The organism is Enterovibrio paralichthyis, from assembly GCF_019209835.1.
GTDB lineage: Bacteria > Pseudomonadota > Gammaproteobacteria > Enterobacterales > Vibrionaceae > Enterovibrio > Enterovibrio paralichthyis.
Genome location: NZ_JAHUTS010000002.1, coordinates 398,124 through 419,199, shown reverse-complemented (window position 1 = coordinate 419,199; position 21,076 = coordinate 398,124). Strand labels below are relative to the sequence as shown.

Annotated in this window: 16 protein-coding genes and 1 pseudogene; 7 read left to right on the top strand and 10 right to left on the bottom strand. The window is 49.0% G+C overall.

Annotated features, from left to right (window positions below; genetic code table 11):
• Positions 1-180: 180 nt before the first annotated feature.
• The 4 genes from KU854_RS04245 to KU854_RS04230 all read right to left on the bottom strand — a co-directional run bounded on the left by KU854_RS04245 (position 181) and on the right by KU854_RS04230 (position 4,563).
• The gene (locus KU854_RS04245) at positions 181-1,524 is read right to left on the bottom strand and encodes an ATP-binding protein (protein ID WP_218357213.1); all 1,344 of its coding nucleotides are present in this window, start codon (positions 1,522-1,524) and stop codon (positions 181-183) included.
• 2 nt (positions 1,525-1,526) lie between these two features.
• Positions 1,527-2,201, bottom strand: a complete 675-nt coding sequence (locus KU854_RS04240) for a response regulator (RefSeq protein WP_218357212.1) — start codon at positions 2,199-2,201, stop codon at positions 1,527-1,529.
• A 201-nt stretch (positions 2,202-2,402) separates the two neighbouring features.
• The gene (locus tag KU854_RS04235; RefSeq protein WP_218357211.1) at positions 2,403-4,085 is read right to left on the bottom strand and encodes an aspartate:alanine antiporter; all 1,683 of its coding nucleotides are present in this window, start codon (positions 4,083-4,085) and stop codon (positions 2,403-2,405) included.
• A gap of 211 nt (positions 4,086-4,296) precedes the next feature.
• Positions 4,297-4,563: a GrxA family glutaredoxin gene (locus KU854_RS04230; RefSeq protein WP_054778985.1), complete on the bottom strand. Its 267-nt coding sequence runs from the start codon at positions 4,561-4,563 to the stop codon at positions 4,297-4,299.
• A gap of 334 nt (positions 4,564-4,897) precedes the next feature.
• On the opposite strand from KU854_RS04230, the gene KU854_RS04225 reads away from it, so the two are divergent.
• The 5 genes from KU854_RS04225 (at position 4,898) to KU854_RS04205 (ending at position 11,128) form a co-directional block, all read left to right on the top strand.
• Positions 4,898-6,079, top strand: coding sequence for an iron-containing alcohol dehydrogenase (locus KU854_RS04225; protein ID WP_218357210.1), 1,182 nt, complete (start codon positions 4,898-4,900; stop codon positions 6,077-6,079).
• Between the two features lie 108 nt (positions 6,080-6,187).
• Positions 6,188-6,910, top strand: a complete 723-nt coding sequence (gene nfsA, locus KU854_RS04220; RefSeq protein WP_218357209.1) for an oxygen-insensitive NADPH nitroreductase — start codon at positions 6,188-6,190, stop codon at positions 6,908-6,910.
• A 679-nt stretch (positions 6,911-7,589) separates the two neighbouring features.
• Complete coding sequence (locus KU854_RS04215) at positions 7,590-8,810, top strand: L-lactate MFS transporter (RefSeq protein WP_218357208.1); 1,221 nt, start codon at positions 7,590-7,592, stop codon at positions 8,808-8,810.
• Positions 8,811-9,078: 268 nt separating this feature from the next.
• On the top strand, positions 9,079-10,239 hold the full coding sequence (locus KU854_RS04210) for a hypothetical protein (RefSeq protein WP_218357207.1): 1,161 nt from the start codon (positions 9,079-9,081) through the stop codon (positions 10,237-10,239).
• A 307-nt stretch (positions 10,240-10,546) separates the two neighbouring features.
• Positions 10,547-11,128 (top strand): RNA polymerase sigma factor, encoded by a 582-nt coding sequence (locus KU854_RS04205; protein ID WP_218357206.1) that lies wholly within the window; start codon positions 10,547-10,549, stop codon positions 11,126-11,128.
• 72 nt (positions 11,129-11,200) lie between these two features.
• On the opposite strand, the gene KU854_RS04200 is transcribed toward KU854_RS04205, so the two are convergent.
• From KU854_RS04200 to pabB, 4 genes are all read right to left on the bottom strand, one after another.
• Positions 11,201-12,562: an L-serine ammonia-lyase gene (locus tag KU854_RS04200; protein ID WP_218357205.1), complete on the bottom strand. Its 1,362-nt coding sequence runs from the start codon at positions 12,560-12,562 to the stop codon at positions 11,201-11,203.
• 190 nt (positions 12,563-12,752) lie between these two features.
• Positions 12,753-14,018: a serine/threonine transporter gene (locus KU854_RS04195; RefSeq protein ID WP_218357204.1), complete on the bottom strand. Its 1,266-nt coding sequence runs from the start codon at positions 14,016-14,018 to the stop codon at positions 12,753-12,755.
• 200 nt (positions 14,019-14,218) lie between these two features.
• The gene (locus KU854_RS04190) at positions 14,219-14,872 is read right to left on the bottom strand and encodes a CoA pyrophosphatase (RefSeq protein ID WP_218357203.1); all 654 of its coding nucleotides are present in this window, start codon (positions 14,870-14,872) and stop codon (positions 14,219-14,221) included.
• A gap of 63 nt (positions 14,873-14,935) precedes the next feature.
• A complete protein-coding gene (pabB, locus tag KU854_RS04185; RefSeq protein ID WP_218357265.1) occupies positions 14,936-16,288 on the bottom strand; it encodes an aminodeoxychorismate synthase component I in 1,353 nt (450 codons plus the stop codon).
• Between the two features lie 317 nt (positions 16,289-16,605).
• Between pabB and KU854_RS04180 the strand changes: the two genes are divergently transcribed.
• Positions 16,606-18,120, top strand: coding sequence for a fumarate hydratase (locus KU854_RS04180; RefSeq protein WP_218357202.1), 1,515 nt, complete (start codon positions 16,606-16,608; stop codon positions 18,118-18,120).
• 103 nt (positions 18,121-18,223) lie between these two features.
• Here the strand turns inward: KU854_RS04180 and KU854_RS04175 are convergent, their stop codons facing one another.
• The gene (locus KU854_RS04175; RefSeq protein WP_218357201.1) at positions 18,224-19,186 is read right to left on the bottom strand and encodes an integron integrase; all 963 of its coding nucleotides are present in this window, start codon (positions 19,184-19,186) and stop codon (positions 18,224-18,226) included.
• 224 nt (positions 19,187-19,410) lie between these two features.
• On the opposite strand from KU854_RS04175, the gene KU854_RS04170 reads away from it, so the two are divergent.
• Positions 19,411-20,559, top strand: a complete 1,149-nt coding sequence (locus KU854_RS04170; protein ID WP_218357200.1) for a DUF4236 domain-containing protein — start codon at positions 19,411-19,413, stop codon at positions 20,557-20,559.
• A 240-nt stretch (positions 20,560-20,799) separates the two neighbouring features.
• On the opposite strand, the pseudogene KU854_RS04165 reads toward KU854_RS04170, so the two are convergent.
• Positions 20,800-20,988 (bottom strand): annotated as a pseudogene (locus tag KU854_RS04165) (IS110 family transposase); the annotation flags it as partial.
• Positions 20,989-21,076: the final 88 nt, after the last annotated feature.

The window sequence follows — 21,076 nt, the reverse complement described above, 5'->3', positions numbered from 1 at the left end:
TGGCCAGGAAAAACAACGCCAAAGGCAACCCTGGCCTAAGCGTCACTGAATGATGTTTGGCAGGGGGAGTTTGAACGTTGATGCAAGACTAAGCCGGAATGGGTATTGTCTTGCTACAGTTGAATGTCGGGCAAATAAAAGCCCTGCCAGAGCAGGGCGTCAGTCAGGGAAAGCAGTGCTTTATTTTGGGAAGGTCATGACAAATGCTGCGCCTTCCAGTTTGGAGTCAGTAACCCAAATGGTACCGCCGTAACTGGCGACAATTTCGCTGCAAACTGCAAGGCCAATCCCTGTTCCGGGGTTGAGCTGGTCTGCCCGCACACCACGCTGGAATATCGATTCCCGGTGTTTTTCAGCAACCCCCATGCCGTCATCTTCAACGGTCAGCACAAAGGCATCCGGTGTATTGCGGCAGGTGATATGTACTTCGCTGATACAAAAGCGGAATGCATTCTCCAGAAGGTTACCTAACAGTTCGGTCAAGTCAGCTTTATTCAGCGGCAGTGAAGGCGCTTCCTGCAATCGGGAAGTAATGGTTACCGGCTTGTCGCTGTAAATCTTTGCAAACATGCCCGTCAGGCTGTCGACGATGGGCGCGAGTTCCGATTTGTCCCGCACCAGACCGCGTTGGCCGACCAAGGCGCGTTTCAACTGATACTGCACCATGTCATCCATCTGGCTGACTTGTTCCACAATGCGTTTACTCATGTTTTCGCGGCTGAGTGAAGCGTCATCCAGCAGGGCATTGGTGGCCGCAAGGCGGCTTTTCAGGCTGTGGGCAAGGTCATCCATAGCATGACGGTAGCGCAGCGTCTGTTCTTCACGCAGGGTGATCATCCTGTTCAGCGCGTCTGTTACTTCTCCCAGCTCTTTCGGGTAGTCCTCATCGAGTTTCTCACGGCGTGATTCTGCGATTTCATTCAGCTCATCAGCCAGTTTTCGCAGTGGACTGAAACTCCAGTAAGAAGCGGCATAGATAAGGCCTGTGGCAGTGAAAAACAGCAATGCGGTATAGAACCAGGTTTTGCGCTTTATGTGCGAAAGTTGCTCAAGCTGGTGGGAAACTTCGCGAATAACAAAAAACTGTTTGTTATCGGACTTTGTCGCTTCTGAGATGATGTGTACCACGTAGGATTTGCCGCGGTAGTGGATTAAATCCGGCTCATCGAGTTCATGGGGAACATAACTACAGATGTCGCGCATGCCTGCCTTGCGCGCTTGATAGGACATCCAGTTGGCGACACCGCCCTTATCGCAGACAAAAGCAAGATAATTGGTTTGAGCCATGGAAGGTGGCGGTAAGTCAGAAGGTGCGCGTTCGCCCAGTTTGAGCACTTTATCGCGGCGTAGTTCGCCAATGATCTGTGGTACTGCCGTAACAAGATCAGCAGAGTACATTGCAATGTAGCTCTGCACATACAATTGGTTCAGCATGAAGCCAAACACAATGGAGAATCCGAGGATGATCGCCACGGATGTCATGATCACCCGCTTGTGCATCGGCGGCTTCATTTTGCCTTTCATGCTTAACTCACTTGAAGCTCGAAAATATAGCCCTGACCGCGAACGGTAGAAATAGGGTTGTCCTGACCTGCCTGGGCCAGCTTTTTACGCAGACGGCTCATCATCACCTCGATGGTGTTTGGGTCGCCTTCCTGATCCTGATAGAGCACGTCCAGCAAGCGCTGTTTGGAGACAACCTGGCGGTTATGGCGTACCAGATACTCCAGCAAATCATATTCAAACGCGGTCAGGTCTACAGGTTTGTCCTGAATAGTGACCTTCTTTGCCAGCAAATCGATCACGATATTGTCAGCCTTGATCTCAGGTTTGACGAAACCGGCACTGCGTCTGACCAGAGCATTGAGCCGGGCAACCAGTTCTTCTTTCTGGAACGGTTTCACCAGATAGTCGTCAGCGCCGGCATCAAGGCCAGAGACTTTGTCCTGCCAGTTGGCGCGGCCGGTTAAGATCAAAATAGGGGTGCGGATCCCTGCCTTGCGAATATCGCGAATAAGGCTGAGGCCATCCCGGTCTGGCAGGCCAAGGTCGATAACGGCAATATCATTGGGGTAGTCTTTGGCGACAAAAAGCCCTTCCGATGCGGTCTGGGCGCAATGCACCTGGTTCCCGAGTTCAGACAGTTCCGTTTTTAAATGGTGGCTCAATAAAGGGTCGTCTTCGACGATGAGAATTCGCATCTAACGTTACCTTACCGTTCTGTATTACCTGATAATACCGCCGAAGGCTGCGTTTGGTGAGCGCAGTTTGCGGTTGTTCCTGACCGCGTTAGCGTATTGGCAGGTAGAGTTTTGGCTGCTTCAAACCAGTTTAACGTCAGTTTGCTGAATCATTACTGACTGAATAAACAAAAGCTGAACCCGGAGGTTCAGCTTTCAGTGTTATGTGAGAATAACGAGGAGGGTACCGGCAAACGTAAGCAGGACGTTGGCGATGGCATACGTACCGGCGTATCCCAGCGCGGGCACGGTACTACGCGCATGTTGGTTGATCATGTCCATTGCCGGCGCACAGGTACGGGCACCTATGATTGCGCCGAACAGCAGGGCGCGGTTCATGTTCAAAACGTAGGCGCCTACCAGATAAGCCAGAATCACTGGCACCACACTGACAGCCAGCGCGCCCAACATGATCACCAGACCCATCTGTTGCAGGTATTCCACCAAATTGCCGCCGGCACTGAGGCCGACACCGACCATAAAGGTCATCAACCCCAGCTCTTTGAGCATGTTGATAGCACCCTGTGGTACGTAACCGAAAGTCGGGTGGTTGGCACGCAAAAAGCCCAGCAATATACCGGCGATCAACAAACCGGATGCATTACCCAGACCCAATGTCATCTGGCCGAAAGTCATGGTAACCAGACCGAAGATCAGGCCGAAAATAAAGAATGAGCAGAACGCCAGCATGTCAGAAACCTGACTGTGGATAGAGATAAAACCAATGCGCTCGGCCAGACCCATTACACGGCGTTTTTCACCACTCACCTGAAGAACATCACCCTTGGACAACATGATGTTGTGGTCCATTGGCATTTCAATCTGGGAGCGGATAACACGGTTGAGGAAACAGCCATATTCCGCCAGATTCAGCTCTGAAAGGCGTTTGCCGATAATGGCATCGTTCTTAACCACGATCTCTTCTTCAACCACGCGAAGGTCGAGCAGGTCGCGGTCAAATACCTCTTTACCGTTTCGGAATGAAGGGTCGAGGCGCGCGTGGCTGTCTGGGTAGCCCACCAGGGCAATTTCATCGCCTTCCTGCAAAATGGCGTCACCATCCGGGTTGGCAAGAATACCGTTACGGCGGATACGCTCAATGTAACAACCGGTCTGGCGGTAGATACCCAACTCGCGCAGGTTACGGCCATCCACCCAGTTGATAAGCTCTGGGCCGACGCGGTAAGCACGGATGATTGGCAGATAGACTTTGCGTTGTGAAGAGTTGCCCAGCCCGCGTTCCGCAGCGATTTTCTGTGCAGAATGCTCCAGGTTCTCTTTCTGGAATTTAGGCATGAAGTTCGCCAGCACGATAAGGCTGACCAGGCCGACCAGATAGGCCAGCGCATAACCGACACTCAGGTTATCAATCATGCCTGCCAGTTGGTCTGGCGTGAAGTGTCCGCCAAGTCCGGCATTGAGTGCATCTTTCGCGCCAACCAATACCGGTGTTGCGGTCATCGCACCTGCCATCATGCCAGTCGCAATGCTGCCATCCACACCAAACTGGTATTTCATCAGCAAGGTGATGCCGACAGACGTGCCGAGCACGGTAAAGGCCAGGACCAGATAGGATTTGCCATCACGGAAAAAAATGCCGAAGAAATTTGGGCCAGCCTCGATGCCGACACAAAAAATAAACAGCATAAATCCGATATTCAACGCTTCCGGGCTGAAGCTGAAACCGGCATGACCAAAAGAAAGGGCGGTGATGAGAACACCGATGGAGTTACCAAACTGGAAGCCGCCAATTCTAATTTTACCAATGGCAAGACCAATGGCGAGCACGACAAAAAGCAGCAGTATGTCGTTATGGACGAGCAGTGAGTATACGTCTATGTTCACGTAGCCAATATCCGCAAGCAGCGAAAGGGAAATTCTGGGCGGGTATTATACGCAATTGCAATGAAATGTAATGGAAACTTACGCTGTTTTTAGCATTTAATTTTGCTAAATCTTTGTTGAGTAAAGAATTATAGGTCTGGGTTGTTAACCCTGTGTTGCGGATAACAAAAAGCCAGCACGAATGCTGGCTTTCAAGCGCGAAACGTAGCGATCATTCCTGGTATAGACCCAGATTTTCTTTCGCGTAAGCTTCGAAATCGGTGAAACCACCTACATGCTCTTGGTCAACAAAGATTTGTGGAACGGTTTCAACTGGCTTGCCAACGGTTTTTTCCAGGTCTGCCTTGCTGATGCCTTCTGCGTGAATGTCTACATAGCGGAAGTTGAAATCATCGCGCTCTTCTTTCAGTTTCTCTGCCAGCTCTTTCGCACGTACACAGAATGGGCAACCAGGACGACCAAAAATCACTACGAACATAATATGAAACCCTATTTTGTTGTTAATTGTTGAAGGGGGAAGCCATCAGTCCATGCGACTTCAACGCCTTACTTGATGGACTCACTATGCCTCAACCCTTTCACAGATAAAAGACGGTTTTATCTTTTAATTCAATCGAAAATATCTATCAATCTGGAAAGTGCAAGATTCACACCCGGCGATATCGATTTTCAGTGAGTGTGATGTGACAGGCACAAGTATCAAGCGGTCTGATTTGTCTGCAATGTCCCTGTTTTGCATCAAACTTTGCATCTACAACTTGCGTAAAGCTGATAGCCATTATCGGTTTAAGCTATTGGTTTCAGGAGGCTCCATGTTTCAGTTTATGACCGCCACCCGGATAATTTTCGGGGAAGGTGCATTGAATAACTCCTTATCGCTTATCAACAACTACGGCTACAGCGTACTGGTTGTAACAGGGAAAGATGACAAAAGGGTAGAGCCTCTGCTTGGCTACCTGAAACAGCAAAATATCCGTTACCAGCGCCTTGCTGTTCACGGTGAACCCTTGATCGCCATGGTGGAAGAAATGGCGGCAGCAGGGCGCTTGTTTAAGCCGGACATGGTGGTGGCGATTGGCGGTGGCAGTGTAATGGACGTGGGCAAAGCGCTGGCAGGCCTGATCCCCAACCAGGGTAGTGTTTATGATTACCTGGAAGTGGTGGGGCGTGCGTTGCCACTGACTGCGAAACCGTTGCCTTGCATCGCGATTCCGACAACCGCAGGCACAGGGTCTGAAGTGACGCGCAATGCCGTTTTAATTTCTGCCCAAGAGAATGTAAAAGCAGCGATCCGAAGCCCGGATCTTATCCCTGATGTGGCGATCATCGACCCCACGTTGACTTACGGCACAGAGAAATCCCTCTCTGCCCGCTGTGGTATGGATGCCTTTACGCACCTGATGGAAGCCTATGTATGTGGTGAGCCCAACCCGCTGACAGACATGATCTGTGAAGAGGGTTTGCGACGGTTTGCGACTGCCATTATTCCCGCATGCGAAGAAGATGATCCAAAAGCGCGCGCAGACATGGCGTTTGCTTCAATGCTCGGGGGCATGGCGCAGTCCAACGCCAAGCTGGGTGCGGCGCACGGCCTGGCTGCTGCGCTGGGTGCAGTGCTGGAAGCCCCGCATGGTGCGATTACTGCGCAGCTTGCCCCTTATGTGATGGCAGAGAACATTCTTGCGGCGCGGGAAGCAGGGCGTATCACTTTGCTCAACCGTTATCGTCAGTTAGCCTGTATTTTGACCGGACGCCATAACTCTGAACCCAGCGACGGTATTGTGTGGGTACAGAGAACCCTTAAGCGCTTGGATTTACCGTCACTGCCTTCACTCGGTTTGTGCAACACGCTGTTTGAGGAAGTGGCAACATCGGCGCTGCGTTCAAACTCAATTAAAGGCAACCCGCTCCCTTTAAGCCGCGAGCGACTGTTGCATATCCTTGAGCGGGTCTGTCAGGCTGAAAACCTTGCCGCAAGCCCGGATCTTCACTAGCACTTTTCCGCGAACTTTTACCTCCTTTATTGCATACCGACCACCTGCATCTGCAGGTGGTTTGGGTATACTGGTTCCATCAAACCAATGCGATACAAGGAAAGGGAAATGAATTCTGTCGTTGAAACGTTATTGTCCCACCGCTCCATCCGCAAATTTACCGAACAGCCAATTTCAGATGAACAGCGCACGGCGATCATTGATTGTGCCCGTGCGGCGTCGAGCTCCAGTTTTATCCAGTGCACCAGTATCATCCGTGTTGTGGACAGGGAAAAGCGTCAGCTTCTAGCTGAATACGCAGGCAACCAAGCCTATGTGGCGTCGGCGGCGGAGTTCTTTGTGTTCTGCGTTGATTTCAATCGTCATTCGCAAATCAAACCGGATGCCAAACTGGGTTTTACCGAGCAAACCTTGATTGGAGCAGTGGATACTGCATTGATGGCACAAAATGCCTTGGTGGCAGCAGAGTCGATGGGGCTGGGTGGTGTTTATATCGGCGGGCTTCGCAATAACCCTGACAAAGTCGCCGATTTGCTGAACTTGCCCTCTCATGTATTGCCGCTGTTTGGCCTCTGTCTTGGCTACCCCGCGCAAGATCCAGAAACAAAACCGCGCTTACCCGCAGATTTGGTGGTTCACACCGACAGTTACCAGCCGATGGATAGCGACAAGTTGCAAGATTATGATGCGATCGTGCGCGAATACTACCGCACCCGTACCGGCGGTAATAAAGAGATGAGCTGGAGCGAACAGATCGCCGACACCCTGGGTAAAGAAGCGCGTCCTTTTATGAAAGCCTTCATCGAGAGTAAAGGCTTCAGCATTAAGTAACCACATAACTAGGGTCTGTTGATCTTTGATGATGATTTTTGCAGCAGTTTGTGGGGATTTTATGCAAGGCAGAGGCTTCGATGTGTAGCTAGCCTACATGAGAAGCCGATAACACAGCAGAAATTCTCCACAAACGCTGCCCGAAGGGTTCGACTGCGCGTCCCGTACCCTAAACGTTTTATGCTTTGTTGAGGTGTATTTGCTTAGAATAACTAGGCGGTACACACCTCGCCGCGCCTAAAACGCTTATGGCTAGAACAAAATTTAACCACCAAAGGTCAACAGACCCTAGGGTGATTAACCCATAAACAGTGTGTGACAGCTTGTAACTAAATATGTCGAAAGCCCCAGACCTTGTGATACAGGGTGTTGGGGCTTTTTCTATGTGTAAGAAGTGATGAGATTGTTACATTTCATGATTAAAAAATGACCAATTAAAACTTTTTTCGCGTTAAACAAAAGTAGATTTTGATCACTTAATCATTCCCTGTTAGACTCCGCGCGCTTCTGTCATTCTCAACAAATTTGAAGAATGCCAAAAATAATTTATACCCAAACCACTTAAAAGTTTATGTCTCTGAAAAACATCGCTTTTAGGTAGTTTGGGTGTTGGGTTGGGTGGCGCAGCTAGGGGATTTTCCGGCGACACCTTTTTTAAGTGATTTTATTGAGTCGTAACATGAAAAAAATGAACAAAGCTGCGGGCGTTCTAGCTGCGGGTTTCTTTATCAATATGTGTATCGGCATCCTGTACGCATGGTCTGTTTTCAAACAGTCTCTGGTTGAGCAGGGTTGGTCGAACGCAGATGCATCTATGCCATACACCGTCGCAACTATCTGTTTTGCACTTTCTCTTCTGGTTGCCGGTAACCTGCAAGACCGTATGGGTCCACGTAAAGTACTGATCCTGGGCACCATCATGTGTGCGATCGGTATGATCGTTTCCAGCTTTGCGACTTCACCTATGACTCTACTGCTGAGCTTCGGTGTGATCACCGGCTGTGGTATCGGTTTCGGTTACGCATGTCTGGCACCAGCGGCTATGAAGTGGTTCCACCCATCTAAGAAGGGTATGGTTAACGGCCTTATCGCTGCAGGTTTCGGTCTGGCTGCGGTATACCTGGCACCTCTGACAACGATGCTGATCAACGACTACGGCGTTCAGCAAAGCTTCCTGATCCTGGGTGTTGGTATCCTGGTTCTGGCAGTGCCACTGGCTTGCACTATCAACAACCCACCTGCGGATTACACACCAGAAGCACCTGCTGGCTACGTTGCCAAATCGGGTGGCGACAACAACATGGGTTGGCGTCAAATGGTTAAGACTCCACAGTTTTACTCACTGTGGCTGATGTACGCACTGGCGTCTTCTGCAGGTCTGATGATCATCGGTAACATCACTTCAATCGCGATCAACCAGTCTGACCTGACTCAAGTTGCATTCCTGGTTGTTGTACTGTCTATCTTCAACTCTGGCGGCCGTGTTGCAGCAGGTATCCTGTCTGACAAAATCGGTGGTCTGAAAACCCTGATGCTTGCGTTCATCATGCAAGGCATCAACATGATGATGTTTGCAACCTACAACACTGAGTTCACTCTGATGGTAGGTGCGGCAGTTGCAGGTGTTGGTTACGGTACGCTGCTGGCAGTATTCCCATCAATCACTGCTGACTACTACGGCCTGAAAAACTACGGCGGTAACTACGGCGTGCTTTACACTGCATGGGGTGTGAGTGGTTTCATCGGTCCTGTTGTTGCAGCAACTGCAGTAGACATGACGGACAACTACGTAATGGCTTACACCATCTGTGCAGCGATGCTGGCAGTAGCGGTTGTTCTGTCTATCATCACTAAACCAGTGAAAGCGGAAGCAGCAGACGCGCAAAAAGCGACTGCGTAATCGCACATTAATCAGTGATTCAAAGCCCGCTTTTGCGGGCTTTTTGCTGTCTGAAACCACGTCAATAATGGTGCAAGCCACCGTTAAGAAGTAGACAAAATTCTCACACCTAAAACTGCCTGCGATAAATGACATCCTGCCGTTTTTTCTAGTGACGTAGTGTGACTTACATCAGTCATCACTGTACCCGGTTAAGCATTACGGGACGTTGGAAGCCACGTATGACTTTCGACATCTTTCTAATTAACTAGGTATTCAGGAAGAGACTATGAAAAAGCACGTGCACTCTTTAATTGCGACCAGCATTTCGCTGTCCTTTGCCCCCTTTGTGCTCGCAGAAGCGCCAGTCACTATGTATGACTTTGATGAAGCGACATCGGCCTATGAGGATGCGTACCTGGATGCGCAATTTAACTTAAACGGTGGTAACCAAGATCAGACCAGCTATAACGGTTACATCAACCTCGACTATGAACAAGTGTTTGATTCTCCGGATCGGACAACCAAACTGGACTTTGTCGGTACGGGGTCACGTTCGCGTGGACCTAATGCGACAGATGACAGTGTGTCGAACTACCAGGCACTGGGTGCCATCACCAATGATATGTATTTCCAGCCCAACAGCGACGGAGCCTTCTGGTACGGTAAAGGCGAAGTTGGTGTTCAGAAAGGCATGGAAGACCCTTTCACCAAAGTCACGGTGGGTGTGGGTTACGGTCGTGTGGTCAACGCCACACCAATGGCGAAATCCATTCGACTTGTCGAAGCGCTTCAGGAGCGTGGGCTTCTGGGCAGCGTAGGGAAGGATACCTACATCGCGGTGGCTGATGTCATTTCCCGTGAGGAGGAGTACAGGAGTCGGTACGGTCTTGAAGACTATCTGGAGTACTGGATTCAGGACATTGATGCGCTGTTGGGTAACGTCGGCGCGCGTGGTGCAATCCGTTCTTATGACGTATTGGAGAACGAACGTATTTCTACCCGTAAATACGGTTGGTTGGTGCGTGCCGGTGTCGGTGCTGTGATTTCGAACTATGACGGTTCAGACAGCAAGCCTGTGCTGGAGATTGGGGCAGAGTACCACCTGCCAATTAATAACCTGCTTCAATTCTCTGAAGAGGCAATTTTCACCGCAATTCTTGATGACAACGACAATGGTTATGTCTTTGCCAACGATATGTCGCTGACTTATGAGTTTTCAGACAATATCGACTGGGAAAACGGGTGGTTACTGACCCATTCCGAATACGAGCACAGCAATGACATCACCACCAATACGGTGGCGTCGACATTCCGTTACTACATTTCCAACTCCTTGAGCCTGTCGCTCACGGGCTTGCTGGAAGATACGGAAGATAACATCGACAACAACGGCAATGACGAAATTGACCGCGCCTTGCTGTTTGGTGTGACTTACCGCCTCAAATAATCACATCTTCAAAAGCCCTCTTTTATAGAGGGCTTTTTCTAAAAACCGTCAATCTTGGATATCAACTTGTTCCACCCGTGAGAATTTCTGAGACATTTAAATGCACAGTTTTAGTGCATTAATTGAACGCTGTTTTAAATGGGTGCAGTTAAGTGTTTGATAATAAAACACTGTTCAATAAAATGGCTAAAACTTCTGGCTTAATTGTTGAAATTTATTTGCGGTTTTGGATAGAAAACAGTGTTTGATTGTTTGAAATGCATTGGCTAGGTTGTATTCACCACTCGAATACCAGGAGGGTATTAACATGCATTCAGTGGATTCAACCTGTATTCAAAACAGCGAGCGTGAACAGATTGCTAAGATTCAGGCGGGGCATCCTTTAGCCCGCAATTACTTCGACCAATTGGTCGCTAGTTATCTGTCACCATTACATCGTCGATGCATGGCTTGGTTAGGGTGTCCTCATGACGCGGATGACGTGTTACAGGAGACCTTGGTACGGATCTACCGCTACATCCACGCCTATCGCGGCGAAGCAGCATTCAGAAGCTGGCTTTATGCCATTGCAGACAACCAATGCCGAAGCTACCTGAAAAAACGGGCGACACTGGCGCAACGTTTTGTCTCAGATGAGCTTTCGGAAGAAGTTGGAACCGAAGAAAAATGTCCGGTGACCACCGGGGAAGGCATTTCACAATCGGTGAAATCTCTGGCCAAAACCGCGCAGGAAATCCTTGTGCTGCGGTTTGAATATGACCTCTCACTAGAAGAGATCAGCAACGTGCTTGGGCTTGGGCTCAGTGCCACCAAAATGCGCCTTTACCGCGCCATTGATGCGGCAGAAAAGCACGTGATGACAGAGGAGGGCGAATTCGCACCGGCCTAATGAACCCAGATTTCAGACAAAAGAAAACCGCCATTTCGGCGGTTTTCTTATATTCAGTGCCTGAATCAGTGATTAGCACAGAACCTTGATTGCCAGACCACCCTGAGAGGTTTCACGGTACTTGGCGTTCATGTCCTTACCAGTTTCCAGCATGGTTTCGATAACTTTATCCAGAGACACACGTGGCTCAGAAGAGCGGCGCAGTGCCATGCGGGTAGAGTTGATCGCTTTCATTGCAGCAATACCGTTACGCTCGATACAAGGAACCTGTACCTGACCCGCAACAGGGTCACACGTCAGACCCAGGTTGTGCTCCATGCCGATTTCAGCAGCGATACACACCTGTTGTGGGCTTGCACCCATCAGTTCAGCCAGACCAGCCGCCGCCATTGAACACGCCACGCCAACTTCACCCTGACAGCCAACTTCTGCGCCAGAGATAGATGCGTTTTGTTTGTACAGGCCACCAATCGCACCAGAAACTGCAAAGTAACGGGTGTATTCACGTGGACCAACGTTCTGGATGAACTTGTCGTAGTACGCCAGAACCGCAGGGATGATGCCACACGCACCGTTAGTTGGTGCAGTTACTACACGGCCACCAGCTGCGTTTTCTTCGTTCACCGCGAACGCGAACATGTTTACCCAGTCAACCACAGCCATTGGGTCGTTAGAGGATTTTTCAGATGCGATAAGTTGTTGACGCAGGGCTGCAGCACGACGTGGAACACGCAGTGGACCAGGCAGTACGCCCTCGTTGCTCATGCCGCGATCCAGACACTCACGCATGGTACGCCAGATGTTACCGAAGTAAGTCTGGATCTCTTCTTCAGAGTGCATCGCACGCATGTTTGACATCACAACTGCACTGATAGACAGACCGGTTTCTTTACAGTGGTTCAGCAGCTCTTCTGCGCTGTTAAACGCGTAAGGCACTTTCACTTTGTTTTCGTCGTCTTTACCGAAGTTCTCTTCGTCAACGATGAAACCACCACCGATAGAGTAGTAAGTCTTAGAGTAAACTTTCTCATCACCAACCCACGCGTGGATAGACATGCCGTTCTCGTGCAGCGGCAGGTTAGTGGTGTGGAAGTTCATACCGCCTTCACGAGGGAAATCCACAGTGTGGCAGTGCATACCAACAGGCAGACGCTCAGTTTCTTCAACGCGAGCGATAAAACCAGGGATGCTGTCGATATCAACGTGCTCTGGAGTGTTACCTGCCAGACCCATGATGATAGCAACGTCAGTGTGGTGACCTTTACCGGTCAGAGACAGTGAGCCGTAAACATCAACGGTAATTTTGGTTACGTCACGCAGTTTATCCATGCTGCGCAGATCGTCGATAAAAGATTTACCGGCTTTCATTGGACCCACAGTGTGGGAGCTCGACGGTCCAACGCCGATTTTATAAATGTCAAAAACGCTGATCATTTGTCATACCTCAATCAATGCCCGCAAGTGTTGAGCTTTGCGCGCATTTGGATTCATTTAAAAGTGATCCATCCGTGGAGGCGACCAGATACCGAACCGGAGCTTGTCCTTGGTTCGGTCTCGGAAAGCAAAAAAGAGCAAGGACAGTTAGCATCCTTGCTCTTGAATTTTCGCTATTCTACACGATTTATTACGCTACGAAACCGTACATAATCGCTGAAATCGCTACCATACCCATGAAAGTCACGAAGATGTTGCTTGGCTTGCCAGCGTACTTCTTCATTGCCGGTACTTTCTTGATAGCGTACATCGGCATGATGAACAGGATAGTCGCGATGATTGGGCCACCCAGTGATTCAATCATACCCAGGATGCTTGGGTTGATAGTCGCTACGATCCAGCTGGTTACGATAACGAATACCACAGTGAACATGTCGATTTTCTTCATATTCACTTCTTTGCCGCGAGAGCGCAGTTGCTTGATGATGATACCGTTCAGACCTTCACGAGCACCCATGTAGTGACCGAAGAAAGAAGACACGATAGCAACGAATGCAACAACAGGGCCCAGGTAAGAAATGAATGGGCTTTCGTGTTTGTTCGCCAGGTAAGACAGAACCGCCAGGTTTTGTGCTTTTGCTTCTGCCAGGTCAGCAGGCGTCAGGCTCAGAACACAAGAGAACACGAACAGCATAACGAAACCAAGCAGCATGCCCGAAGTACGGAACAGGATTTGGTTTGATTTACGCTCAGCGTTTTCACCGTAGCTGCGGGTTTGCGCCATAGAGAACGCAGAGATTGCAGGGCTGTGGTTGAACGCGAAAACCAGAACTGGGATAGAAATCCAGATGGTGGTCATGAAGTCACCAACGGTTGGGATTTGCTGCAGCGCAGACATGTTCCAATCCGGGATCAGGTAAACAGACATGAACAGCAGGATAGCAACCAGTGGGTAAACCAGGAACTGAGTCACTTTCAGCATCAGTTTCTCACCGGCCAGCATCACTGACATCATACCCATGATCAGGATGATAGACAGAACAGAGCGTGGCAGAGATTCCATGCCAAGTTGGTTAACCATGAAAGAGTCAACAGTGTTGGTGATACCAACGCCGTAAATCAGAACGATTGGGTAAATCGCGAAAAAGTAAAGCAGAGTGATGAGTTTACCCGCAGTCGCGCCGAAGTGCTCTTCTACAACTTCAGTGATGTCGCTACCTGGTTTTTTAGATGACAGAACGAAACGTGCCAGACCACGGTGCGCCAGATAAGTCATAGGACCTACCAAAATCGCCAGTGCTACCAACGGCCAGAAGCCATTCAGACCAGCGTTGATAGGAAGGAATAGGATACCTGCACCTACTGCAGTGCCGAAAAGGGAAAGCATCCAGGTAGTGTCTTGCGCAGACCACTTCATTTTTTCTGCGCTCGAAGTCGTGGTTGACTGAGTTTGCATCGTTTAATCACCAAAAAAATACGGAACGGATCAGGAACTGATGCGTATTCTTTACATTTTTGCACTTCAAACTGCGATCTAGATCACTTTTGTGGCAATAAAATTTCGTGCAACGAATTTATTTGAAGTTGGTACATTCACAATTTTTATGGTTTAAAAAACGTGTTTAAAGACCCTAAAAAATGTTGATGTATTAAAAATTAGTTGAGGGAAAGTTGCTGTCCGAGGGCATGAAGTATCTGGGCTGTGACACCCCAAATCAGGTGTTGTTGATAGCTCATTGCGTATATGTGGTAGGTTTTTCCCCGAACAAGGAAAGGTTGAGTGGTGATGGCATCGCGTCTCAAAAACTGAGCAAGTGGCACTTCAAAGAGCGAGTCCACTTCGTTGGGGTCGAGCATTGGGCGGTATTCAGGATCAACAAACGCGACAACAGGTGTAACCAAGTAGCCGCTAACGGTAGGAAGTGGTGGCAAGCAACCTAGCAACTCATCCCGCTGCACGGAAACTCCGATTTCTTCAACGGTTTCGCGAATAGCCGCTTCAACGATATCGGCGTCGGATTTTTCCACTTTGCCGCCGGGAAACGCAATTTGACCGGGATGGTGTTTCAGGTGGGAAGCACGTTTGGTTAACAAAACCTGCAATTCGCCATTGCGCTCGGTGAGCGCAATCATGACGGCTGCAGGGCGAAGGGTTGGGTCACCAAGATGTTTTATGGCGTCTTTGGCACGTTGAATAACGCGTTTGTCGTAACGGAAGCTGGGAGAAAGGCTGAAACGCTGAACCAGCCATTGGCGGGAAAGACGGGCACGCATGACAGAACGGCGGGATGTTGAAGCAGGGGTATCCATATACCGCTTCGAACCCTTTTCCCATTCCTTCGCTTTGTGTATGCGTCCTTCCACTGCTTACCTCTAAGCCGATAGCACCGGCAAAATTCTGCTGAGTTTATCCAACGTTTCCTGATACTCCGACGCAGCGCTGCTGTCAGCGACGACACCTCCGCCTGCCCACGCATAAATGCGCTGCTTGTGGCACACCAGAGTGCGGATAGTGATGCTGGTATCCATGGTTCCACATCGGCTGATGTAGCCAATACTGCCGCAATACACGCTGCGGCGGTGTGGCTCCAGTTCTTCTATGATTTCCATCGCGCGCACTTTCGGCGCACCGGTAATGGAACCACCGGGGAAACAGGCACGAAGTAAATCCTCACCGTGTTTACCGTCAGCCAATGTACCTGTCACTGTACTGACCATGTGATGGACGGCAGGAAACGTCTCAATATCGAAAAGTTTAGGCACATTTACCGAACCCGGCGAGGCGACACGGCCAATATCGTTGCGAAGTAAGTCCACGATCATCAGGTTTTCGGCGCGATCTTTCTCTGCCGTTTGCAGGCAGCGGATGTTTTCTGCATCCACTTCGGCATCCGCATTTCTTGGGCGGGTACCTTTGATGGGCTTGGTTTCGATTTTGCGGCCATGCAGCTGCAGGAAGCGCTCCGGTGACACGGAAAGAATGCTCGCGTCCTTCAGGCGGATAAAACCGGAAAACGGCGCACCATTCGTTTCAGCCAGCTTTTGGTAGGCTTCCCACTCACTGCCGTGGTATGGCGCTTCAAAACGTTGCGCGAGATTGATTTGGTAACAGTCGCCGGACTTGAGATACGCCTGAACCTGATCAAACTTGGCTTCATAGCTTTTTGGCGTCATGTTCGCCTGCCATTCACCCAGCAAAGAGAAGCTGGGTGTTTGCGGCTGATGATGGCTTTCCAGCCATGCCATCCGGTTTTCCCCTTCAGGCTGTATCAGTACCAGTTTCTGCTCTTTATGATCGGCAACGATCGCCCAGTCATAAATACCCACCGCCATATCTGGAATATCGATATCACGGATGGCCAGTTCAGGCAGAGTTTCGACTTGTCGGCCTAAGTCGTAAGAAAAATAACCCAGCGCACCGCCAACAAATGGCCAAGGGGCGATAGGGGCAAGGTGTGGCAACAAGGTTTGTTGCAGGGCATGTAACTCTTCGAACGGATCCGTTTCTGAAGCTGCGCTGCGACCATCCCGGTAATCAATGCGATTGACACCCTTGTCACTACAGAGCGTTGCGATAGGATCCGCCACCAAAATATCGAAACGGTTATCGGGGTGATTTTCCGCGGCAGATTGCAACATCATCGCCCAAGGCTGCGATTCAATCCTGGAAAAAAGTGAAGTGAGTGCTGAGGGCGAGTACTCAAGAAACTGCAGGGTGATAGGCATTCGTCTCGATTCGGTCATTTTGGTGTTTTTGTGATCGGTATTGATGCGTCTGTTGGCGCTAAAACGGCCGTAAGAGTATCATATTCGCTGTGTTTATGGCTAAACGTGGAAAGTTTAATTCGCGCCTACACCCACCTTGGGTAACGCGAAATTGCCAGATGGTCGCGGGCTAGGTTAAAACACCGAAACCGGACATGTTGACCCGAGATTTAAGTAAAAAACGAAATGAGTAAAACGCTTAACTGGACGCTCTTGTCAGCCCGCATTCATAGGCTTTTGAGCGGTGCCAAGGAATCATAACTATTAAAGAGGCAATTATGACTGTCATTCGTAAGGAAGATGTCATCGACAGTGTCGCTGACGCCCTACAATATATTTCTTACTATCATCCTCTCGATTTTGTTCAGGCCCTTGAAAAGGCATACGAAAAAGAACAAAGCCAAGCGGCTAAAGATGCCATCGCGCAGATCCTGATCAACTCCCGCATGTCGGCAGAAGGCAAACGCCCAATCTGTCAGGACACCGGTATTGTGACCTGTTTCGTCAACATTGGTATGAATGTTCAGTGGGAAGGCGACATGACGGTTCAGGAAATGGTGGATGAAGGTGTTCGCCGTGCTTACAACAACCCGGATAACCCACTGCGCGCGTCTGTTGTGGCAGACCCTGCGGGCGCACGTAAGAACACCAAAGACAACACGCCAGCGGTTGTTCACATCAACATGGTGCCGGGCAACACAGTCGAAATTCAAATCGCGGCGAAAGGCGGCGGTTCTGAAAACAAAACCAAAATGGTGATGCTGAACCCATCAGATGACGTGGCGGCATGGGTAGAGAAAACCCTGCCAACCATGGGCGCGGGCTGGTGTCCGCCGGGCATGCTTGGCATAGGCATTGGCGGTACAGCTGAAAAAGCGGCAGTACTGGCAAAAGAATCCCTGATGGAACACATCGATATTCAGGAGCTGATTGAGCGTGGCCCACAAAACGCCGAAGAAGAGCTTCGTCTGGATATCTTCAACCGCGTCAACAAACTGGGTATCGGCGCACAAGGCCTTGGCGGCTTAACCACGGTCGTAGATGTGAAAATCAAAACCGCACCGACCCATGCAGCGTCTAAACCGGTTTGCCTGATCCCTAACTGTGCGGCAACCCGCCATGTTCACTTCACGCTTGATGGCTCCGGCCCTGCAGAACTGACACCGCCAAAACTGGAAGAGTGGCCACAGGTAACCTGGGAAGTGGGCGACAACGTTCGCCGTGTCAACTTGGACAACATCACCCAGGCAGATATCGAAGAGTGGAAGACCGGCGAAACCGTGCTGCTCTCCGGTAAAATCCTGACAGGCCGCGATGCGGCGCACAAACGTATTCAGGAAATGCTGAACAGCGGTCAGGGCCTGCCAGAAGGCGTGGACTTCAAAGGCCGCTTTATCTACTACGTAGGCCCTGTTGATGCAGTGGGCGATGAAGCCGTAGGCCCTGCTGGACCAACAACCTCAACCCGCATGGACAAGTTCACTGAGATGATGCTCAGCGAAACCGGCCTGATGGGCATGATTGGTAAAGCAGAGCGCGGCCCAGCGACTGTTGAATCTATCAAACAGCACAAAGCCGTGTACCTGATGGCCGTCGGCGGCGCAGCGTATCTCGTCGCGAAAGCCATCAAGAAAGCGCGTGTTGTTGCGTTTGAAGATTTGGGTATGGAAGCGATTTACGAATTCGAAGTCGAAGATATGCCAGTGACCGTTGCCGTTGATTCACAAGGCAACAACGCCCACCAAATTGGCCCTGATACCTGGAAAGTGAAAATCGCCGAAATGGAAGGCTGATTTCCCACGACATTTCAATGTAAATAAACCGCAGCTCGTCTGCGGTTTTCTTTGTCTAATGATCTGATATTGCTCATCAGTGGGGGTAGCGTGCCTTAGCACGTTAGATGTTCGAGAGTGGGCTGCAAACTCCTTGGGCACCATTCTGCAGAATATGCGTGTAAATCTGAGTTGTTCTGACATCGGAGTGGCCTAACTGCGCTTGTACCGTCCTAATATCAGCGCCAGATTGAAGTAAATGTGTAGCAAAGGAATGTCGAAGTGTGTGCGGCGTTACATGCCTATTTATCTCTGCATTCTTTGCGGCACTGTTTACTGACCGCTGAATTTGTTTTTCATTAATGTGGTGCCTGCGAATCAGGGCTGTCTCTGGATCTTGGCTTACTTTGTGGGAAGGAAACAGATACTGCCAAGGCAGTGCTCTACTTTGAGAGGCATACTTCTCTCTGTGCCTATGCGGCATCCAAACCCCTGCGTAATTTTGGTGGTTTAAGTCTCGGCTAAGCGTGGTTTCAACCTGCTCGATTTGGTTTCTTATAGGCTCAAATAACTCGGGTGCCAACGTCACGATCCGATTCTTGCCGCCTTTACCATCAAAGATTTTCAAACATTGATAGTCGAAGTCGATGTCTTTTACTCTCAAGCGCACCGTCTCCATCAAGCGAAGTCCACTGCCATACATAAGTGCACAGGCAAGGTAGTGGTGGTGCGGAACAAGTGAAAGCAGCTTTCTTATTTCATTTCGGGTCAATACAACAGGAAGCTTTTGCTTTCTTTTTGTCATCGCGAAATCGAGAGTGACAGAGAGTGGTTGTTGAATGATTTCCCGATAAAGAAAAACGAGTGCATTTAAAGCCAATGCTTGCGTGTTGGGAGAAACATTACGTGCATTGGCAAGATAGCTTAAATACTGTTCTACTTCGTTATCACCCATTTCCGCAGGATGTTTCATGTTGTGAAAACGAATATATGCCGCAATCCAATGAAGATATGATTCTATTGTCTTCTTCGCATATCTCCTGCGATACATGACTTCCTTGATGGATTGAAGGAAAGGCGAGTTCATAGATGACTCGACCAGAAATTGACTGTATGTATATACAGTTTTTATCGTCATAAGCAGGATTGCAAGAAATGCCCCATTTTGGGGTATTTCCACATCACATTTTTGTGCATTCGCTATTCATCTCATGAAAACAATGAGTTACTCAGTGGTGTAGAATGTGGTATCGGTATTATTGGACAAAGTGGGGTGTTTAAACACCCCACTTTGGGATCTAATAAATTGTTATGCCGCAAGAGTATCAATTTAAGTTCGGAGAAGATATGGGACTCTACATAAGAAAGAGTATCAGCGTTGGTCCATTTCGTTTCAATTTGTCAAAATCTGGATTTGGCGTTTCAGCTGGTGTTAAAGGGCTGAGAGTAGGAACTGGTCCAAGAGGTAACTATGTCCGTATTGGAGCAAATGGTATTTATTATCGTTCGACTATTCCGATTGGTTCTCAGGAACGAATTGTCGACAACACTATTCAGCCCAACTATCAAGAGTCCTTCGAAGCACCGACTCACGAACCACTGAAAGAAATTGAGTCAGCGCATGTTTCGCAGATAGTAGACTCTTCTTCGGCTGAGCTGCTAAAGGAGCTTAATGATAAACGGAAAAGGTCTAGTTCATGGCATTTTATTTTTATTCTATTTTTCGCTGTTGTTTTTGGAATTCATAATGCCGAACTCCCTAAATGGGTTGTCGCTTTGACTGCTGTGTTGGGGATTGTTTCTACTTGGGTTTGTTATACGAGAGACACGTTAGCTAAGACAACGGTACTTTTCTATGACTTTGACTCCGAAATGGAACTTGCTTATGACAAGCTGTTTTCGGCAGCAGAACAAATGGCAAAAGCTAATAAATGTTGGCATATATCAGCCTCAGGCAAAGTCCTTGATAAAAAATATCATGCAGGTGCAAGCAATCTTATAGACCGAAAGCTGACATCGATTATGATCTCTGAACCGCCTCGATTAAAAACAAATGTGAAGACAGTTTCCATTGCAGTTGGTCGTCAAACATTACATTTCTTTCCTGACCGAGTGTTGGTCTATGACACTACAGGTGTCGGAGCTGTGAGTTACCAAGATTTGGTTGTGATGGTCGGAGATAAAAAATTTATCGAAGAAGAGTTAGTTCCTGCTGATGCATTGATCGTTGATAAAACGTGGAAATACGTAAATAAGTCCGGTGGACCAGACCGCAGGTTTAAAGATAACCATGAGCTACCAATTTGCCTATATCAGGAAATGTCATTCACAAGCCAATCAGGTCTTAATGAGCTAATTCAATTATCAACTCGAGGACCAGCGGAAAAGTTTGAAGCCTCTTTAAATTGTTTAGCAGCAGTTCTTCCAAGAGAAATTGACAGCGATAAAATTGCGGCTTAACACATATGAGCCCTTCTCCGGTCAATAGGCAATAGCTTTCTGTTGGCTGCGCTAGCAGCCAATGTTCGCGTCGACTTCGGTTTGTCATTTCCGCTATTACATCGTTTTTTCCGGCAAAAGAGATCATTGTCTGCGATATCACCGCTTCCTGCCAATCGAATAACAGGACAAGATCAGGCATCCCCAAGACACTATTCGGTTAACCTAGGCTGGAATAGAAGATTAATGCCCTCTGAACTCTTTTGCCCAATAATGCGCTCCGGAGCACGCTTCAATATCTATACGCATAGCTCGAATATTTGCTAATGTAGTCAGCAATTTAGCGCGAGATACGGATTTGTGAAGAATGACCTTTCCACGGTCATCCACCGCGTGAAGGGAAAAGTGGTGCTTGGCGAGGTCAACGCCACAAAAGAATTGAGAAGACATGGTTACCTCCGGTATTTGATGCAACACCTAAGTGTGGTAAATCCTCGTGAGGGGGAATTTATGTCATTCGTTATGACTTCTTATCAAT

Bases quoted from the DNA above. Each gene is read 5' to 3' on its own strand.
- KU854_RS04245 (WP_218357213.1), bottom strand. From the start codon at position 1,524: ATGAAAGGCAAAATGAAGCCGCCGATGCACAAGCGGGTGATCATGACA.
- KU854_RS04240 (WP_218357212.1), bottom strand. From the start codon at position 2,201: ATGCGAATTCTCATCGTCGAAGACGACCCTTTATTGAGCCACCATTTA.
- KU854_RS04230 (WP_054778985.1), bottom strand. From the start codon at position 4,563: ATGTTCGTAGTGATTTTTGGTCGTCCTGGTTGCCCATTCTGTGTACGT.
- KU854_RS04225 (WP_218357210.1), top strand. From the start codon at position 4,898: ATGTTTCAGTTTATGACCGCCACCCGGATAATTTTCGGGGAAGGTGCA.
- nfsA (WP_218357209.1), top strand. From the start codon at position 6,188: ATGAATTCTGTCGTTGAAACGTTATTGTCCCACCGCTCCATCCGCAAA.
- KU854_RS04215 (WP_218357208.1), top strand. From the start codon at position 7,590: ATGAAAAAAATGAACAAAGCTGCGGGCGTTCTAGCTGCGGGTTTCTTT.
- KU854_RS04210 (WP_218357207.1), top strand. From the start codon at position 9,079: ATGAAAAAGCACGTGCACTCTTTAATTGCGACCAGCATTTCGCTGTCC.
- KU854_RS04205 (WP_218357206.1), top strand. From the start codon at position 10,547: ATGCATTCAGTGGATTCAACCTGTATTCAAAACAGCGAGCGTGAACAG.
- KU854_RS04200 (WP_218357205.1), bottom strand. From the start codon at position 12,562: ATGATCAGCGTTTTTGACATTTATAAAATCGGCGTTGGACCGTCGAGC.
- KU854_RS04195 (WP_218357204.1), bottom strand. From the start codon at position 14,018: ATGCAAACTCAGTCAACCACGACTTCGAGCGCAGAAAAAATGAAGTGG.
- KU854_RS04190 (WP_218357203.1), bottom strand. From the start codon at position 14,872: ATGGATACCCCTGCTTCAACATCCCGCCGTTCTGTCATGCGTGCCCGT.
- pabB (WP_218357265.1), bottom strand. From the start codon at position 16,288: ATGCCTATCACCCTGCAGTTTCTTGAGTACTCGCCCTCAGCACTCACT.
- KU854_RS04180 (WP_218357202.1), top strand. From the start codon at position 16,606: ATGACTGTCATTCGTAAGGAAGATGTCATCGACAGTGTCGCTGACGCC.
- KU854_RS04175 (WP_218357201.1), bottom strand. From the start codon at position 19,186: ATGAACTCGCCTTTCCTTCAATCCATCAAGGAAGTCATGTATCGCAGG.
- KU854_RS04170 (WP_218357200.1), top strand. From the start codon at position 19,411: ATGCCGCAAGAGTATCAATTTAAGTTCGGAGAAGATATGGGACTCTAC.